This is a genomic window from Cupriavidus necator A5-1, assembly GCF_000744095.1.
In the GTDB taxonomy this organism is placed as follows: Bacteria; Pseudomonadota; Gammaproteobacteria; order Burkholderiales; family Burkholderiaceae; genus Cupriavidus; species Cupriavidus necator_A.
In genome coordinates this window covers 911,045-925,256 of sequence record NZ_JQLI01000001.1, presented here as the reverse complement: position 1 = coordinate 925,256, position 14,212 = coordinate 911,045, and the positions used below count along the sequence as shown (strand labels likewise).

13 protein-coding genes and 5 pseudogenes are annotated in these 14,212 nt (G+C 61.9%); 8 read left to right on the top strand and 10 right to left on the bottom strand.

Annotated elements, in window-relative coordinates:
* Window positions 1–339: 339 nt before the first annotated feature.
* Together K307_RS50280 and K307_RS45500 are read right to left on the bottom strand one after the other, a co-directional pair.
* Window positions 340–468, bottom strand: coding sequence for a hypothetical protein (locus K307_RS50280; RefSeq protein ID WP_268989172.1), 129 nt, complete (start codon window positions 466–468; stop codon window positions 340–342).
* A gap of 1,982 nt (window positions 469–2,450) precedes the next feature.
* Window positions 2,451–2,708, bottom strand: a complete 258-nt coding sequence (locus K307_RS45500; protein ID WP_042876507.1) for an ATP-binding domain-containing protein — start codon at window positions 2,706–2,708, stop codon at window positions 2,451–2,453.
* On the opposite strand from K307_RS45500, the gene K307_RS04180 reads away from it, so the two are divergent.
* Window positions 2,668–2,922: an AAA family ATPase gene (locus tag K307_RS04180; protein WP_230625459.1), complete on the top strand. Its 255-nt coding sequence runs from the start codon at window positions 2,668–2,670 to the stop codon at window positions 2,920–2,922. The two genes, K307_RS45500 and K307_RS04180, sit on opposite strands and share 41 nt — an antisense overlap.
* A 112-nt stretch (window positions 2,923–3,034) precedes the next feature.
* Here K307_RS04180 and K307_RS44170 read toward each other — a convergent pair whose 3' ends face one another.
* Complete coding sequence (locus K307_RS44170) at window positions 3,035–3,616, bottom strand: helix-hairpin-helix domain-containing protein (RefSeq protein WP_051974641.1); 582 nt, start codon at window positions 3,614–3,616, stop codon at window positions 3,035–3,037.
* Window positions 3,617–4,260: 644 nt separating this feature from the next.
* Here K307_RS44170 and K307_RS45495 point away from each other — a divergent pair.
* The 4 genes and pseudogenes from K307_RS45495 to K307_RS04150 all read left to right on the top strand — a co-directional run.
* On the top strand, window positions 4,261–5,643 hold the full coding sequence (locus K307_RS45495; protein WP_080745104.1) for a DUF3300 domain-containing protein: 1,383 nt from the start codon (window positions 4,261–4,263) through the stop codon (window positions 5,641–5,643).
* A gap of 16 nt (window positions 5,644–5,659) precedes the next feature.
* Window positions 5,660–6,577, top strand: a complete 918-nt coding sequence (locus K307_RS04160; RefSeq protein WP_042881280.1) for a DUF2950 domain-containing protein — start codon at window positions 5,660–5,662, stop codon at window positions 6,575–6,577.
* An 82-nt stretch (window positions 6,578–6,659) separates the two neighbouring features.
* Window positions 6,660–6,863: a hypothetical protein gene (locus tag K307_RS04155; protein WP_042876503.1), complete on the top strand. Its 204-nt coding sequence runs from the start codon at window positions 6,660–6,662 to the stop codon at window positions 6,861–6,863.
* Window positions 6,847–7,101, top strand: a pseudogene (locus K307_RS04150) (acetate kinase); the annotation flags it as partial. The gene K307_RS04155 and the pseudogene K307_RS04150, both read left to right, overlap by 17 nt.
* Here K307_RS04150 and K307_RS49090 read toward each other — a convergent pair.
* The 3 genes and pseudogenes from K307_RS49090 to K307_RS04140 form a co-directional block, all read right to left on the bottom strand.
* A pseudogene (locus K307_RS49090) lies at window positions 7,094–7,207 on the bottom strand (phosphate acetyltransferase); the annotation flags it as partial. The pseudogenes K307_RS04150 and K307_RS49090 overlap by 8 nt on opposite strands.
* Window positions 7,208–7,362: 155 nt before the next feature.
* Window positions 7,363–7,950: a hypothetical protein gene (locus K307_RS04145; protein WP_042876501.1), complete on the bottom strand. Its 588-nt coding sequence runs from the start codon at window positions 7,948–7,950 to the stop codon at window positions 7,363–7,365.
* Between the two features lie 126 nt (window positions 7,951–8,076).
* Window positions 8,077–8,292: pseudogene (locus tag K307_RS04140) on the bottom strand (acetate kinase); the annotation flags it as partial.
* Between K307_RS04140 and K307_RS49085 the strand changes: the two are divergent.
* The 3 genes and pseudogenes from K307_RS49085 to K307_RS04130 form a co-directional block, all read left to right on the top strand.
* A pseudogene (locus K307_RS49085) lies at window positions 8,290–8,427 on the top strand (acetate kinase); the annotation flags it as partial. The pseudogenes K307_RS04140 and K307_RS49085 overlap by 3 nt on opposite strands.
* 76 nt (window positions 8,428–8,503) lie before the next feature.
* On the top strand, window positions 8,504–9,286 hold the full coding sequence (gene fabI, locus K307_RS04135) for an enoyl-ACP reductase FabI (protein WP_042876499.1): 783 nt from the start codon (window positions 8,504–8,506) through the stop codon (window positions 9,284–9,286).
* Window positions 9,287–9,411: 125 nt separating this feature from the next.
* Window positions 9,412–9,968 (top strand): annotated as a pseudogene (locus K307_RS04130) (N-acetyltransferase family protein).
* Between the two features lie 173 nt (window positions 9,969–10,141).
* On the opposite strand, the gene K307_RS04125 reads toward K307_RS04130, so the two are convergent.
* The 4 genes from K307_RS04125 to K307_RS04115 all read right to left on the bottom strand — a co-directional run bounded on the left by K307_RS04125 (window position 10,142) and on the right by K307_RS04115 (window position 14,075).
* Complete coding sequence (locus K307_RS04125) at window positions 10,142–11,647, bottom strand: DASS family sodium-coupled anion symporter (RefSeq protein ID WP_042881277.1); 1,506 nt, start codon at window positions 11,645–11,647, stop codon at window positions 10,142–10,144.
* Window positions 11,607–11,810: a hypothetical protein gene (locus K307_RS45490; protein ID WP_230625820.1), complete on the bottom strand. Its 204-nt coding sequence runs from the start codon at window positions 11,808–11,810 to the stop codon at window positions 11,607–11,609. The genes K307_RS04125 and K307_RS45490 overlap by 41 nt, the downstream gene beginning before the upstream one ends.
* Before the next feature lie 226 nt (window positions 11,811–12,036).
* Window positions 12,037–13,185 (bottom strand): DUF3300 domain-containing protein, encoded by a 1,149-nt coding sequence (locus tag K307_RS04120; RefSeq protein WP_042876498.1) that lies wholly within the window; start codon window positions 13,183–13,185, stop codon window positions 12,037–12,039.
* Window positions 13,182–14,075: a DUF2950 domain-containing protein gene (locus K307_RS04115; protein ID WP_042876497.1), complete on the bottom strand. Its 894-nt coding sequence runs from the start codon at window positions 14,073–14,075 to the stop codon at window positions 13,182–13,184. The genes K307_RS04120 and K307_RS04115 overlap by 4 nt, the downstream gene beginning before the upstream one ends.
* Between the last annotated feature and the right edge of the window lie 137 nt (window positions 14,076–14,212).

The window sequence follows — 14,212 nt, the reverse complement described above, 5'->3', positions numbered from 1 at the left end:
GAGTGCTCTGCCCGGCAGAGTGCCAGCACGCGACTAGGCAGTACGTGGGCAATGTCAGCGTCAATTCGACATACCGCCGAATTTTGCCCCAAAGCCCGCTCGGGCTTTTGCTTTTCTGAGGACAGCCGGGGGGCGGAAGTCGTGGCGCCGTGGTGAGTGCTGCAACACCAAGCCACGACCGCCCGCAGGCTACCTGGAAATTTGACCAGGGTCGCGCCACAGGATCGTGACAATGGCATTGACATAACGCCCGTTCACCGAAAATTGCTTGCTGTGGTGGCGCTGGGCGTCATGGTTGATGCGGCGAGGGGGCCGGAAGTCTGTCGGCGCTGCAGCACCTCAGTCGGCCGTCGACGCGCAGGCGTTGGACACGGCAGAAAAGTCGAAATGCGCGGCGGCATAAACAGCGTTGCACGCCCAGATTTCTTCCCCGTCCTTGTAGAAGGTGACCCACTTGCCGTCGCTCACGCAGTGGGCGCCGGGGAAGACCTCATCGTGGCCGTTCGGACCGTCCAGCTGAAAGGGCGCGTGCGGCGTGGCCCAGTAGTGGCCGCTCGGTAGGGCGCGATCGTCTTTGGCATGCTCATCAGGCGCCGTGCGGTGTCACAGGAGGCGCGCTCCGGCCTCGCTACAGCGAAACGGAGGCGTGTCAATCGTGCAACGGCGTAGCATCGCGCCGCGACATCCTCGTGTAGTCTCGCCACCAATCACCCCTGCTATCCGGTGCGATTTCCATGGCACGATACCTTCAATTTGTGGCCCGGGCCTTCTGCGTCGGCGCTATCATCGTAATCGTCTCCCGGCAAGTATATCTGCGCAGCGCCGAGGAAACCGGCATGGCCGGCGCTGATGACGAACCCGCGACAATGATGTTGATCCTCTGCGAGACAATGCACGACCGTCTGCAGAATCGGCACAGTTCGGCTGCGGATGCTGACGAGCGGCCACGCGCTCGATGTCGGGAGTCCTGAACTCGGCGAACGCTGGATCCAGCCGCCAGTTCACCTCTGCCTGTGTAGCGCTGGTGGGCTGTCCGTTCCCGTAGGCCCGGAGGATTTTGGGCTTGCTTCGTTTCCCGTCTGATGACCCGAACTCGCGCAGTTGCATAGGGAAGGCTACCTACGGCTTTGCTGTCACGTTCGGAAGAAGCCCTGCCAGCAATGGGAGCCCAATGCCCCCTGCGCGGGCGGCCAGGCAGCGCTAGGCGCCTTAGCTCAACGAGCGACTTGGAACGCAGGCAAAAGAAAGCCCGCTACAACGGCGGGCACGAATCCCTTTTGGGAAAGGGAGGAGACAGGCGTAAGTATAAACCCTTATGAAAATTCTTGCAGATTGCCCCGCAGGTGGCAGGGTCTAGGCAGCCTGCCGGCCGTTTTTCGCCGCCCACCAGCGTTCGCGTTGAGTACGCGTCACCAAAGAGGCCGCTACCAAAGGGGTAGGACCTTGCGGGCTTGCTCGCCGCATATGGCCGCCCGGGATGCGGCAGCGGCAAATGAGCGGCGCCCCATCTGTAATTTCACGATGGCGAAATTATGGGCGGCAAGGCAACGGCGGCGGCCGGCGGCGGCTGCTGTATGGTGCAATGAATTGGGCCGCAAAGGCCGGTCTGCATCCCAGATGCAAGCCATAAGGTCGTTCGATGCCGCTTGGCTGAAGTCACGAACTACTTGGCGGCCCCAGATTTCCGCATTGCGGGCCAATCTATTGCACCTTGAAGTTCTTTCTCAGCAAAGATTCCCCAACCAGTAGGCCGTGAAAGGCCACAGCCACGCGCGATTCGAGGGGCGGAAATGGCGGAACGAGGCAGCGCATGGAGTAGCGGTAGGAATGAGGCCCAACGCAAGTTTTGGAAAACCATGTGCCATCTGTCGCTGCAAGCCGGAACCGACTCCCAGCTGCCGCCAGCATATTCCAGGGAGGCGGGAGGAGAACAGGGCCGTTGCGGACACAAGGATTCTCGGCCGCCCCCGAAAGTCATTTCGCGACCCTCTGCCGCCTTTGACCCAACGCAGCCTCGACGGCTGCTTTCAAGGTGCAACTGCCATTCACTCGGTCAATTTGGCGCAAGGGTGCTCGGCCTAAGCGGACGTCGTGCTCCCCGCTCGGGCAATCCGTTTTGAACGTCTGTTTTGGCGTAGGGCACCACTTCCGTTGATCGGACCGACCGAATGGACATTCGGTCGTCAATTCGGCCGGACAGCGGACGTTTATTCGTATTTCGCGGTTGATTTCGTCTTGTGCTGTGCGATGGATACCGTCAAACGTCGATGGCTTCGGGGCGTCGCAGAACGGAGATGAAAGGCCGTTCTAAATGGATCTGCGAATGGCGTGACAGTGCAGGCGGCGCGAATCACCCGTCGCCTGGAGGAGGAAGCGGGTGTGCCGCCACAGTTGGCCGAAGACGGCCAGGAGGCAGCGTTTGCATTAACACGCGCGGATCAGGAAGATAACTATTCTGCGAGCTTCGACCAGCGACGTTCCGTTTGCTTGCCCTTGACCGCAATCGCCAGTGCACGCTTTTGACCGACCAGTACAACGAGGCGCTTGCCGCGCGTGATGCCGGTGTAGATCGGGTTCCGCTTGAGCATCATGTAGTGCTGCGTCGAGACGGGGATCACCACAACCGGATATGTCAATTCGATACTGACGATCCTGCGTGCAAAACAGGTGAAGGCGTTGTTGTGCGCACCAACCGGACGGGCGGCCAAGCGATTGTCGGAATCGACCGGGCTTCAGGCGAAGACGATCCACCGGCTGCTTGAAGTCAATCCGGCCAATGGGCAATTCAAGCGCAACGAGGAGTCGCCGCTCGAATGTGATCTGCTGGTGGCTGACGAGTGCTCGATGGTCGACGTGCCGCTGGCGAACCAGTTACTGAAGGCGGTGGCGAGCGCCACCGCGGTGATCTTCTCCGATCCCTGAGATTTGTGGATGGTCGTCGCGTAACACAGCACCAGCTCATCCAGTTTGCTTCTGGCTATCGGCAAGCCGGATCGCGAGCTTTTTCTCAACCCAGTGAATTGCCTTGTCTGCGTCAAATGCGGTCCATGGCGGCGATCCAGACTTCAGGCGCTTCATTTGCGAGACGATCGAAAGCTCGGCGTTGTACAACGGCGCGAGGAAAACGCTGGAACGCCGTCAACGGTATCGGAGCGATTACGACTTCCTCTGCCAGTTCCTGGTCGATCGCATCCTCGATGATGGGTTGCGGGATTTCGAGCAGCTTCACGGCAAGCGACACGAGTTGGCTCCGGGGCAAGCCACAGTGGCCTTCTCCGACTGCTTCTGACAACGCGTAGGAGACGCCAGCCCGTGCACGCAGCGGGGAATCATGTGCGATACCGATCTTCTGGGCAATGGTATCGGCCGACAGGAACCCGATGCCGCGAATGTCCCGGGCCAACCGGTAAGGATTTTCCGTGACGATAGAGATGGCGTCCTGGCCATAGGTCTTGAAAATCCGCACGGCGCGGGACGTCGAAACGCCATTCCCATGCAGGAAGACCATGATCTCGCTCGAAAAAGATTCCGTAGCCGAAAGGTTTGAAGCCGTGGCCAGCGGTCGCAGTCCGCCAGCGCGCGGCGTGCTCGCTAAACCGTCGCGCATCAGGGCCATGCCAGATCCAGCCATCCGTATTGGCGGCAAGCCACTCGAGGCTTTGACCCGCTCGACCTATGGCTATAAGTGGTAGCTGAGCTGATGCTGGCTTGGGTATGAGATCGAGTTGGCCGGAAAGGCGACCATAATGCTGCGACAGGTGGGTCGGATACGCCGTCGACGTCAGCTCCCGGATGATTTCGGCGCGTCAGGCGCCGATCAGTGCGGCCTTGCTTTGCCTTGCCTTGTCGTTCGCGCAGCGGTTTGCTTTTGCAGGTTCGTAGAATCCTATGGCGTCGCCTACACGCCTGCATGAGATTGCCCATTCCTGGTCGATTTTCTGGCAGGTGCTCGGACGCTAGATTTTTCTTATTTCCCCTTCCGAAAAATTTCATGTCAGGTTGCGTGACGGTTGCGGCTAGATTGGGCACAAGATGCGTACGGAACACAACGTTTGCGGCCCGGCTTCCCTCTGGACCAGTAGCCGAGATTCGGAGGAAACAGGAATTTGTCGAGCCCTGGTAACGGGATCCGCCTTGGCAACATTAGCGCCAGCGTTCACCAGTACGTTAGCCGGAAATTGCCGTGTTCTCGAACGATTGTGCCAAGGGGACCCGCAGTCTGCGGGGGGTGACCGGCAAACGGCCGCTGGGAGGATTGGGATGAACCGTTGGCTGATACATTTGTTCCGTCATGTCGGAGCTTGGCTGTTCGCCAGTCTGACGCTGATCGCCTTTAACGCGTATGGGCAAGCTGCGTCGGACCAGCCGGCCCCCTTCAAGCCAGAAGAACTCGAAGCACTAGTCGCGCCCATCGCGCTCTACCCCGATTCTGTGCTGTCCCAGGTCCTGATGGCGTCTACATATCCGCTCGAGATCGTGCAGGCTGCACGCTGGGTCAAGGCCAACCCGAAACTGAAAGGCGATGCCGCACTCAAGGCGGTCGAGAACCAGCCATGGGATGTCAGCGTGAAATCCCTGGTTGTATTTCCGCAGGCCCTTGAGCCAATGAACGACAAGCTCGACTGGACGCAAAAGCTGGGTGACGCCTTTCTGGCCCAAGAGAAGGATGTGCTGGCAGCGGTGCAGCGGCTGCGGGCGCGAGCGCAACAATCGGGGAACCTCAAGTCGAACGAGCAGCAGAACGTGATCGTGGAGTCGCCTCCGGCCCCAGCCCAGGGGCAGCCCAGCCAGACTGTTGTGCGGATTGAGCCGGCGGATCCGCAGGTCATTTACGTGCCTGCCTACAATCCAACCGTGGTCTACGGCGCCTGGAGCTCACCCGCCTATCCGCCTTACTACTGGCCACCATATCCTGCCTACTATCCGGGCGCAGCATTGGCCACCGGCTTTGCATGGGGCGTCGGCCTGGCCGCTGCCGGAGCCATTTTCGGTAACTGCAACTGGGGTGGCGGCGACGTGAACATCAACGTCAACAAGGCGGCCAATATCGACCGTAACTTCGACCGCACCAAGGTGCAGAGCGGTGGACGATGGCAGCACGATGCCTCGCATCGGAAAGGCGTGGCGTATCGGGATAACGCTTCGCGTGAGAAGTTTGGTGGCAGGAGTTCGGCCGGTTCTGACAGGCGCAACGATTACCGTGGTCGCGATGGCGGTCGGGGCAGCTCGGACCGGGCGTCTGCGGCCGATCGCGGAGGGCGTGGGGGGTCGGATCGGAGGTCTGCGGCCGATCGCGGAGGGCGTGGGGGGTCGGATCGGGCGTCTGTGGCCGATCGCGGAGGGCGCGGCGACCGCAGTGGTGCCGGAGACCGCGCCGGCGTGTCGGATCGTGCTGGGAGCGGGCGTGGCGGCGGCGCGGGCGGCGGTCGGGAGAACGCGTTCCAGGGCGTAGGCGGGGGTGGCGCCGCGGCCCAACGTGACTTTGACCGGGGCCGATCCAGCATGCAGTCTTCTGGACACCGCCAAAGCGGTGCGGCCAGAGGGGGCGGCGGTGGTCACGGCGGCGGCGGATTCGCAGGCGGAGGCGGTGGCCGTGGCGGAGGCGGTGGTGGTGGTGGTGGGCGTGGCGGCGGTAGACGCTAATCTGGGGGACGCGATCATGGGCTCGACACAACGACTTCCTCGGTCCCGGTCTTGCGCCTGGGGCAGTGCCATCGCCATGGTGCTGGCGCTATTGACCCTGGGGATCGCCTCAGCTCATGCGCAGAAAAATTTCAGCTCGCCCGAGGCTGCGATGAACGCGTTTGGTGAGGCGGTTGCCACCAGCGACGACGATGCGATGAAGTCCCTGCTTGGTGCCAACTATCACGACCTGATCCCACCGGTCGGCGCAGAGATTCGCTACCGCTTCCTTGAGGCCTGGAGCCAATCGCATGCCATTCGCCCCGAAGGGGGCAACCGCGCCCGGATTACGGCCGGCAATGACGGCTGGACCTTGCCGATTCCACTGGTGAAAACGGCCAAGGGATGGCATTTCGATACCCGCGCCGGCGTTGAGGAAATGCATTTTCGCCGCATCGGCAGCAACGAGTTGGCGGTGATGCAGACCTTGCTGGCCGTTTGCGATGCGCAGAATGAGTACGCGCAGATGGCCCAAAAGACGCAGGGTATGTCGGTGTACGCGGCGAAGCTCGTCAGCTCGCCCGGCAAGCACGATGGCCTGTACTGGCCAACCAAGCCCGGCGAGGTGCAAAGCCCGCTGGGACCAGCTTTCCTTGAGGCCGGCATGCGTAGCAGGGGCCAGGGAGGCTACTACGGTTATCGCTACAAGCTGCTTACCTCGCAGGGAAGCCATGCTCCGGGTGGCCAGTATGACTATCTCGTGAATGGCAAGCTCTTCGGTGGATTTGCGGTGATCGCGTGGCCGGTTCGCTACGGCGACACCGGCATCAAGAGCTTCATGGTCAGTCACGACGGGCGAGTCTTTGAGCGTGATCTCGGACCGGATAGCACAGCCAAGGCCGTGGCGATCCGGTCATTCGACCCGGGGCCGGGCTGGACCGAGGTGACGCCGTGACACGCACGCTGTTTGCTTGCCTGCCATCGAACGATGCTGTCGACGGCATTTCCGATTTTTTGGCCTAAACCGAAGGTGAGCCATGTCTATTCTCTTGCTTGGAAACCTCGATGCCAAAACCACTGATGAGGAAATCGGCGCCTTCCTGGTGAAGTACGGATTCCCGGAATACACCGGCATCGAACACTGGAAGGCGACGGCACCAGGCCCTGCCGTGCGGCTGACCTTCGATACGCTCGACGATGACACCCTGGACAAGCTACGGGGGCGTGGCACACCTCGGTAACGGCAGCAGCATCTGCGCGCTGGTGGCGGGGCGCAGCGTGGCCAGCACCATGGGCTTTACCGCGGTGGATGGCCTGCCGATGGGAACGGGCTGCGGCAGTCTCGATCCGGGCGTGATTCTGTACTTGATGAGCGAACTCGTCATGGACGCTCGGGCCATCGAGGATCTGATCTACCGCAAGTCGGGCCTGCTCGGCGTCTCTGGCGTGTCGAGCGATATGCGCGCGCTGCGATCTTCTTGATCCGCGCGGCATCCAGGTTGATGGCGTTGTCCAGGGCAAGTGGCCCGTCGATTATCGCACCGGTGATCTGGTGGCGGTCGACCATCTTGCACAGCGCGGCAGCTCGGTCTCCGCTGGAAATTCTGTGACAGAAGAGCCAAGAGGGGCCGGGGACGGTTCGCCGTGGCGAAATACCGAATTGGCCGCGCCCCCGACTGCGAACGCCAGGATGGGAGCCCGCATGGTCGACGGGCTTGGCTTGTCCTGGATCCGGTGCTGCTACTTGCCTGCGGCCGGCTGCACCGACACCGCAACGGCCTCGGTATAGACTGCTTCGACCCGATCGCCCGTCTTGATGCCCTTAAGACGGTCTGGATCCTCCACCACGAGATCCACGGTGCGCCCTTTCGGCCCCTTCAGGATCACGGTCTTGGCGCTGGTATTGACGGCGACAACGTCCGCCGTGACGGTCACTTCCCGGCCGACTGTGCCACCTGGCTTTGCTCCCGGCGCAGCACGGTCCGAGGTCTCGCGCTCGTGCATTGCGAGCGGCCCCTTATCCTTCTTGAGGCTCATGGTCAGGGCTTCTTTGTACTCTGTCGTGACGGTGTCGCCGACCTTGATCTGTTCGAAATTCCTCGCCTCCGGCCCCACGACTAGGTCCGTGGTCTTGCCGTCGGCGGATTTGAGCGAAACCGTTCGCGTCGGCGCATCAATCTTGACGATCTTGGCGGTGAGCTTTGCCGTGCCGGTCGCTGTCGCCTGTCCGGGTGACTGCGTGATATCCACGCGGGTTTCGGTTTGCGCCCACGCAGAAGCGCTAGCCGCTACCAACACCGCAGCGGCCAGCAATGACATGCGTTTCATGGTGTATCCCCTGATCAGACTTGCGTTGCACTCATTCAGAGTGTCCTATGCGTCCCTCGCTTCAGCTGAAGCGCTCTCTCATTACGAGGGCCGTGATCTTGTGACTTTTCCAAAACATATCGTGAATACGATCGTGCGGCCCGCCGCTGCGCCGGCATCGACGCTCGGCAGGACGCTCGCAATGTACTCGTAGGACAGTCCGTGGAAGCCGTAGCGCCTGACGCCTCGCGCTGTGATCTCCGCGGGCAATGCGAATGCCTGTGCCACTTCCGGCTGCGCCCGGTGGAAGGCGGTATCGAAGCAGGCCACTTGCGCCAACTCAGGGCGCCGTTCGGCAAGGATCCCGCGACGAATGCCAGCCATGGACCGCGCATCAGCTTGGCCTCGGGCCATATCCCTGTTTGGGTCATTCCGACCAACGAGGAACTGATGATTGCCAGACATACTAGGGACGCCCTCGCAATGCCTACACGATGACCGCCGTCATAGCCGATCAAGGCAGCGGCTTGGTCTTGACGGCTCACTGGCAATAATGAATCCGGGAGAGAGTGCCATGACTGCAGCGCCGCAACAACCGATCCTCGACAACGCCCGCGCACTCGTCTGCGGGATCGCGAACGAACACTCCATTGCTTATGGGTGCGCCAAAGCCTTCCGCGAACTGGGAGCAGAGGTCGCGATTACCTATGCCAGCGAAAAGGCGCGCCAGTTCGTCGAGCCGGTGGCGCAGGAGCTTGACGCTTCCATCTTTCTGCCCCTGGATGTCACGAACCCAGCGGAAATGGACGAGTTGTTTGCGCGAATCAGTGAGCAGTGGGGAAGGCTCGATATTCTGGTGCATTCGGTCGCCTGGGCGCCGAAAGATGCTTTGCAGGGTGGCCTGCTCAATTGTTCGGCCGAAGGCTTTGCCAAGGCCATGGATGTGTCCTGCCACTCCTTCGTACGCATGGCCCGGCTGGCGGCGCCCCTGATGAGCGATGGTGGCACCATGTTCACCATGAGCTACCACGGCGCCAACAAGGTGGTGCCGAACTACAACGTCATGGGTCCGGTGAAGGCCGCCCTGGAAGCCGTGTCACGCTACCTCGCGTACGAGTTGGGCCCACGTGGCATCCGCGTGCATGCGATCTCGCCAGGGCCGCTGCTGACGCGCGCTGCATCCGGACTAAAGGGCTTCGATCTGATGCTCGCTGACGCCGTGGAACGCGCTCCACTTGGCGAGTTGGTCGACATCATGGATGTAGGGTACACCTGCGCCTTCCTGGCTACGACCTACGCCCGGCGGCTGTCGGGCGAAACGCTGTATGTGGATGGCGGCGTCAATATCATGGCATGACGCCAGCAAGTACTCCGTTGACATGGCGGGAGGAAAAAAGGCGGCGCTCGGAGCTTGTGACGCCTGCCTTAGGCGGCCGCCATCGATTCAACGAACTCGCTTTCTTTCCTTACAACAACGTTGCCATGCAAGACAAGTCTGAAGCGACAAACTTCGTGCCGTTCAGCGTGTCCCTGTGCAATGAACGGGAAGTGCTAGTGCGAGAGATTACCGGACATGGCAAGGCCGGTCTGTTGGCGGCATTCAACAAGCTTTCGGCCGATGCGCGTTACGCCAGATTCATGGCTGCCATGCAGCAACTGCCGGAGGCGATGCTCGAACAAGCGACGCATCCCTCGGTTGAGCGAGAGTTTGCACTGGTGGCGATTGCCACGGAAAACAAGGTGTCGTCTATTGTGGGTGGTGCGCGCTACGCCGCCGCACCGGGCAGCGATACTGCGAATTTGCGGTAACGGTAGCCGATGACTGGCATAGGCTTGGCTTGGCCAGCCGACTGCTGGACACTCTGATCGACATCGCTCGGAGCCGCGGCTTTCGATGCATGGAAGGATATGTCTTATCGTCGAATACCGGCATGCGGCGACTGGCCAAACGTTTTGGATTTGCCGACTTAGCATGTCCAGACGATGCCACGCTACGCGTGGTGATCCTTGCGCTGCAAGACAGTAAGCGTAAACGCTAGGTGCAGGCGTCTTGCTGCAAGGTCCTCCATTTGAGCTGATCCAGCAAGAATCTATGCCACGCGTCCGGCGGCTTATCCGGGTCGGTGACATAGCGGGCGCCAAGCATGGCCGGGCCAGAGCGTCGAATTGGCATGATCACGAGCGGTTCATCGGGCGTCGTTCGGCTGCATGTTCACCAGAAGCCAAGTACCTTCCACCAGACACTCCCGACCACGGCGAAGATCAGCAGGTCCACCACGCACATCACAAAACCGACGCGCCACCAGGTTCCCATCGTGACAAAGCCACTGCCGAAGATGATCGGCGAGGTGCCCGTCGCATAGTGGGTCAGCGTCATCATGATCGCCGAGCCGGCCGCCATAAGCAGCATGAACGGCACCACATACGCTGGCGGTATCAGATGGACTCCCACCGTCAGGAAGGCGAGCATCATCGCACTGATGTGCGCCGTCGTGCTGGCGAACAGGTAGTGCGAGAAAACGAAGACCGCCACCAGGATCGCGGCCGTGCTGGCCCAGCCGATGCCGCTGGCCGCAATCGCGTCGCTCATGCCCTTCGAGAACCACGTGATCACGCCTTGCTTGTTCAGTTGCTCGGCCAGCATGATAAGCGCACCAAACCATATCAACGTGTCCCAGGCGCTCTTCTCAGACAGCACGTCGTCCCAGTCGATGGTGCCGGTGATGATCAGCACGAACAGGCCGACGAAGGCAACCACCGTCGGGTCCAGCGTGAGCAACGGACCGAACATCATCGCCGGAACGTTGGCCCACAGCACCAGCAGCAGGGCGAAGGTCCATATCATGACCATTTCCTTCGGCGACACTGGACCCATCTTCGCCATTTCGGCGTGCGCATACTCCACCGCATTGGGTGTGGCCTTGAGCTGCGGCGGCGACAACACATAGATCACCAGCGGCATCACCAGCATGCATAGCAGGCCGGGCAGCAACATGCACAGCGCCCAACTCGTCCAGCTCAGATGCAGATTCTGATTGGTCGCCTTGGCGATGTAGTCCACCACCAGTGGGTTCGGGGCGGTGGCGGTCACGAACATCGCCGAGGTGATCGGGTTGGCGTGATAGTTGACCAACGCCAGGTAGGTGCCGACCTTGCCCTCAGTGCCCTTTGCCGGATCCGAGTCGAATGCGTTGGCGATCGACTTCATGATCGGATGCACGATGCCGCCACCGCGCGCGGTATTGCTCGGTGTGAAGGGCGCCAGCACCAGTTCACAGGCGGCCAGACCATAGCCGATGCCTATCGTTCGTTTCCCCATCAGGGAGATGAACAGCAGGCCGATACGGGTGCCCAAGCCGGTCTTCTTCACGCCGCGGGAGATCAGGATGGCCACCACGATCAACCAGATTAGAGGACTGTCGAAGGCGGTCAGCGCATCGGCGATCGCCCCCTTGGACGAGGTCGAGGTCACCTGCGACAGCGAGAGGACCACGATGGCCATCATCGCCATAACCCCGATCGGCATGACCTTCAGGATGATCGCAACGATTGTTGTCAGAAAGATGGCAACCAGGCCCCAAGCCTTGGGCGTGAGCCCCTCTGGCACAGGCAGCAGCAGCAGGGTGATCAGCACGACCGTCGTGATCAGGGCGGGGCCCAGTCGGAACGGGACCACGCTATTGAAGTAGCGGAACGCCGCTTTCAGTCTTGTGAGCATCTTGCGATCCTTCCCAGAAGAGTTGGTGGAGTTCTGGATAAGCCAGTAGCTGCGCTCCGCCGCCATTGACCACCATCGGCAGCGACAAACATATCTCTGCCACGCCTTCGACTTCGGCATGCACGATGCCGACTGTGAGAATGAGGTCGGTGTTGTGAACGATGGCCTGGCAAATTCGCGCGATTGCACTGGCGATGCCACAGTGGATGGCACCATTGCAGAGTCTGCCCCGGCTTCACACCGACGCCGGCGGTGATCACGATGAAGTCCGCGTCCTGCGCGTTCTCGTAATCACCGGCATAGAAGCGTGTCCCCAGAATGCAAACAGGGCCGCCCACCCGCGGACCAGAGGAACGCGACCTACACCACTCCAAACGGGCATTGGTTCCCTAACGTCGTCCACCGCCACCTCGTCCGCCGCCAAAGCCACCGCCGCGCGCGCCACCCCCGAAACCGCCGGCGCGGCCGGAGCCTGAATGCAGGCTCGCGCTTCCGCGATTGACGTCACGCTGCACGGCGCTGCCGCCACTGCCCACGCCCTGGAAGCCATTGTCCCGGCCCCCCGTAGCATCGCGCCCGCGAAAGTTGTTGCGGCCCGCCGCATCGGCCATGCTCCTGCCAAATTTCTCTCGGGTGGCATTGTCGCGATAGGCGACACCCTGGCGGTGCCGGGCGTCGTGCTGCCAGCGGCCTCCCTCGAACTTGCTGGCGTCGAAATTGCGGTCGATGTTCCGGGCCTTGTGGTGCTCCACATGTACCCCGCCATTGTTCCAATCGCAATTGCCGAAGATGGCGATGGCCCCGGCCAGGCCGATGCCCCATGCGATGCCTCCCAGGAAGGCGTCACCCGGGTAGTAGGGCGCGTAGGGTGGCCAGTAGTAGTAGGGGTACCCTGCATAGCCCCAGCCGCCGTAGACGATCGCCGGGTCGTACACCGGCACATAGATCACCTTGGGATCCGCCGGCTCGATGCGCACGATGGTCTGCTGCGTGGCTTCGCCGGCGGTTGCGTTTTCCACGGTCACGGTCTGCTGCGGCCCCGACTTGAGGTGGCCGGCTTGCTGGGCGCGCACACGCAGGCGCTGCACGGCATTGAACACCTCCTTCTGCTGGGCCAGGAATGCATCCCCCAGCTTCTGGGTCCAGTCCAGCTTGTCGCCCATTGGCTCAAGGATCTGCGGAAACGCCACCAGCGATTTCACGCTGACGTCCCAGGACTCGTTCTGCACCGCCTTGACTGCGTCGTCGCCCTTGAGGTTCGGATGCGCCTTGCTCCAGCGCGCGGCGAGGGCGACTTCCAGCGGGTAGGTGGAAGCCATCAAGACCTGTGACAGCAGCGGATCGGGATAAAGCGCGATCGGCGCGACCAGCGCCTCGATTTCTTCCGCCTTGTACGGCGCGGGTTCCTTCTGGGCCTGCACCGTGCCCTCCGGGGACATCGCCGGCGTGGCTGGACCCGCTGCGGGCGGACCGGCGCTTTCACACCCGCCCAGCACAAGCAGGGCACAGCAAGCGGTGGTCAGGGCGCGCGGTTTCATGGCGACACCTTACGCCAGCCGGGAGCCGGATCAAAGGATGTCGTTGCCGCTGCCTTGGCGGCGCTGTTGGTCCCGAGGTCGCGCTCATAGACCTGGCCCTTGTGGCTGACGATGAAGCTCATCACGCCGGTGTCACCGTGGCGTACCGGCCAGGCCATGACCGCGAAGCCGCCAAACAGCTTGCCGTCGACGACATAGTTCAATGTGCCGCCATCGCCGTGCGATCCTTGCGAGGTGAGGAGCTTGTAATGATAGCCATGGTAGCCCTCCTTGCTTGCATTGCGCGTGCCGGCGTCAAGGAAAGCCGGCCCGAGCGGGCTCGGTGGCTCGTTCGGTCCGCTCGGCCAGTAGAGCCCGTCGTGCTTGCCCGGGGAACTGGACAGCCTGCCGGCATAGACGATCCGTTTCTCGCCATCGTGGGTCGTCTGGGCATATTCGGTCTGCGCATCGCAGATGGCCTGCATGGTCTGGATCACCGCGAGCTCGTTCCGGCCGATACGACGAAGGCGCATTTCCCGGGTGCCTGCCAGCGTGTCGAACTGCCATCCCTTGGCTGACTTGACCAGCGGCACGGGCAGGGTCCATCCGTCGTCGCCCGCGACGATGGACGCGTGCTTGCCCCTTTGTTGCACGCGATGCGATTGTGCCCAGGCCGTGTTGAACCTGTTCCGCACTTCGGCGCCGACCGGGGGGATGATGTCGCGGAAGTTGGCGCCCAGCATGGCTCGCATGGCCTTCTCGTCGTCATTGAGGACCGCTTGGCCAAAGGCCGCCATGGCTGCATCTGGCGAGTCGAAAGCCTGGCGCGCGAAGGCATGCGTCGCACCAAACAGGCAGATGCAGCTTAGCGCGGCGAGGAGCCCGCAAGAAAATCTCGGCAGTATTGTCATGGCCCAGTCCCTGAGCGTCATGATTTGCCAGCGCGCTGGTCGCATGGGAAGGCGCCATCTGGCGTCAATGGTTAGTCCCGGGCTTCGGGTCGCGTTCGGGCACGCAGGCGGATCGACGCATGCGGCCTGATCATGGC

What these genes read in the sequence shown, in the direction of transcription:
- K307_RS44170 (WP_051974641.1), bottom strand. Translation starts at nt 3,616, where the DNA reads ATGGCCCTGATGCGCGACGGTTTAGCGAGCACGCCGCGCGCTGGCGGA.
- K307_RS45495 (WP_080745104.1), top strand. Translation starts at nt 4,261, where the DNA reads ATGAACCGTTGGCTGATACATTTGTTCCGTCATGTCGGAGCTTGGCTG.
- K307_RS04160 (WP_042881280.1), top strand. Translation starts at nt 5,660, where the DNA reads ATGGGCTCGACACAACGACTTCCTCGGTCCCGGTCTTGCGCCTGGGGC.
- K307_RS04155 (WP_042876503.1), top strand. Translation starts at nt 6,660, where the DNA reads ATGTCTATTCTCTTGCTTGGAAACCTCGATGCCAAAACCACTGATGAG.
- K307_RS04145 (WP_042876501.1), bottom strand. Translation starts at nt 7,950, where the DNA reads ATGAAACGCATGTCATTGCTGGCCGCTGCGGTGTTGGTAGCGGCTAGC.
- fabI (WP_042876499.1), top strand. Translation starts at nt 8,504, where the DNA reads ATGACTGCAGCGCCGCAACAACCGATCCTCGACAACGCCCGCGCACTC.
- K307_RS04125 (WP_042881277.1), bottom strand. Translation starts at nt 11,647, where the DNA reads ATGCTCACAAGACTGAAAGCGGCGTTCCGCTACTTCAATAGCGTGGTC.
- K307_RS04120 (WP_042876498.1), bottom strand. Translation starts at nt 13,185, where the DNA reads ATGAAACCGCGCGCCCTGACCACCGCTTGCTGTGCCCTGCTTGTGCTG.
- K307_RS04115 (WP_042876497.1), bottom strand. Translation starts at nt 14,075, where the DNA reads ATGACAATACTGCCGAGATTTTCTTGCGGGCTCCTCGCCGCGCTAAGC.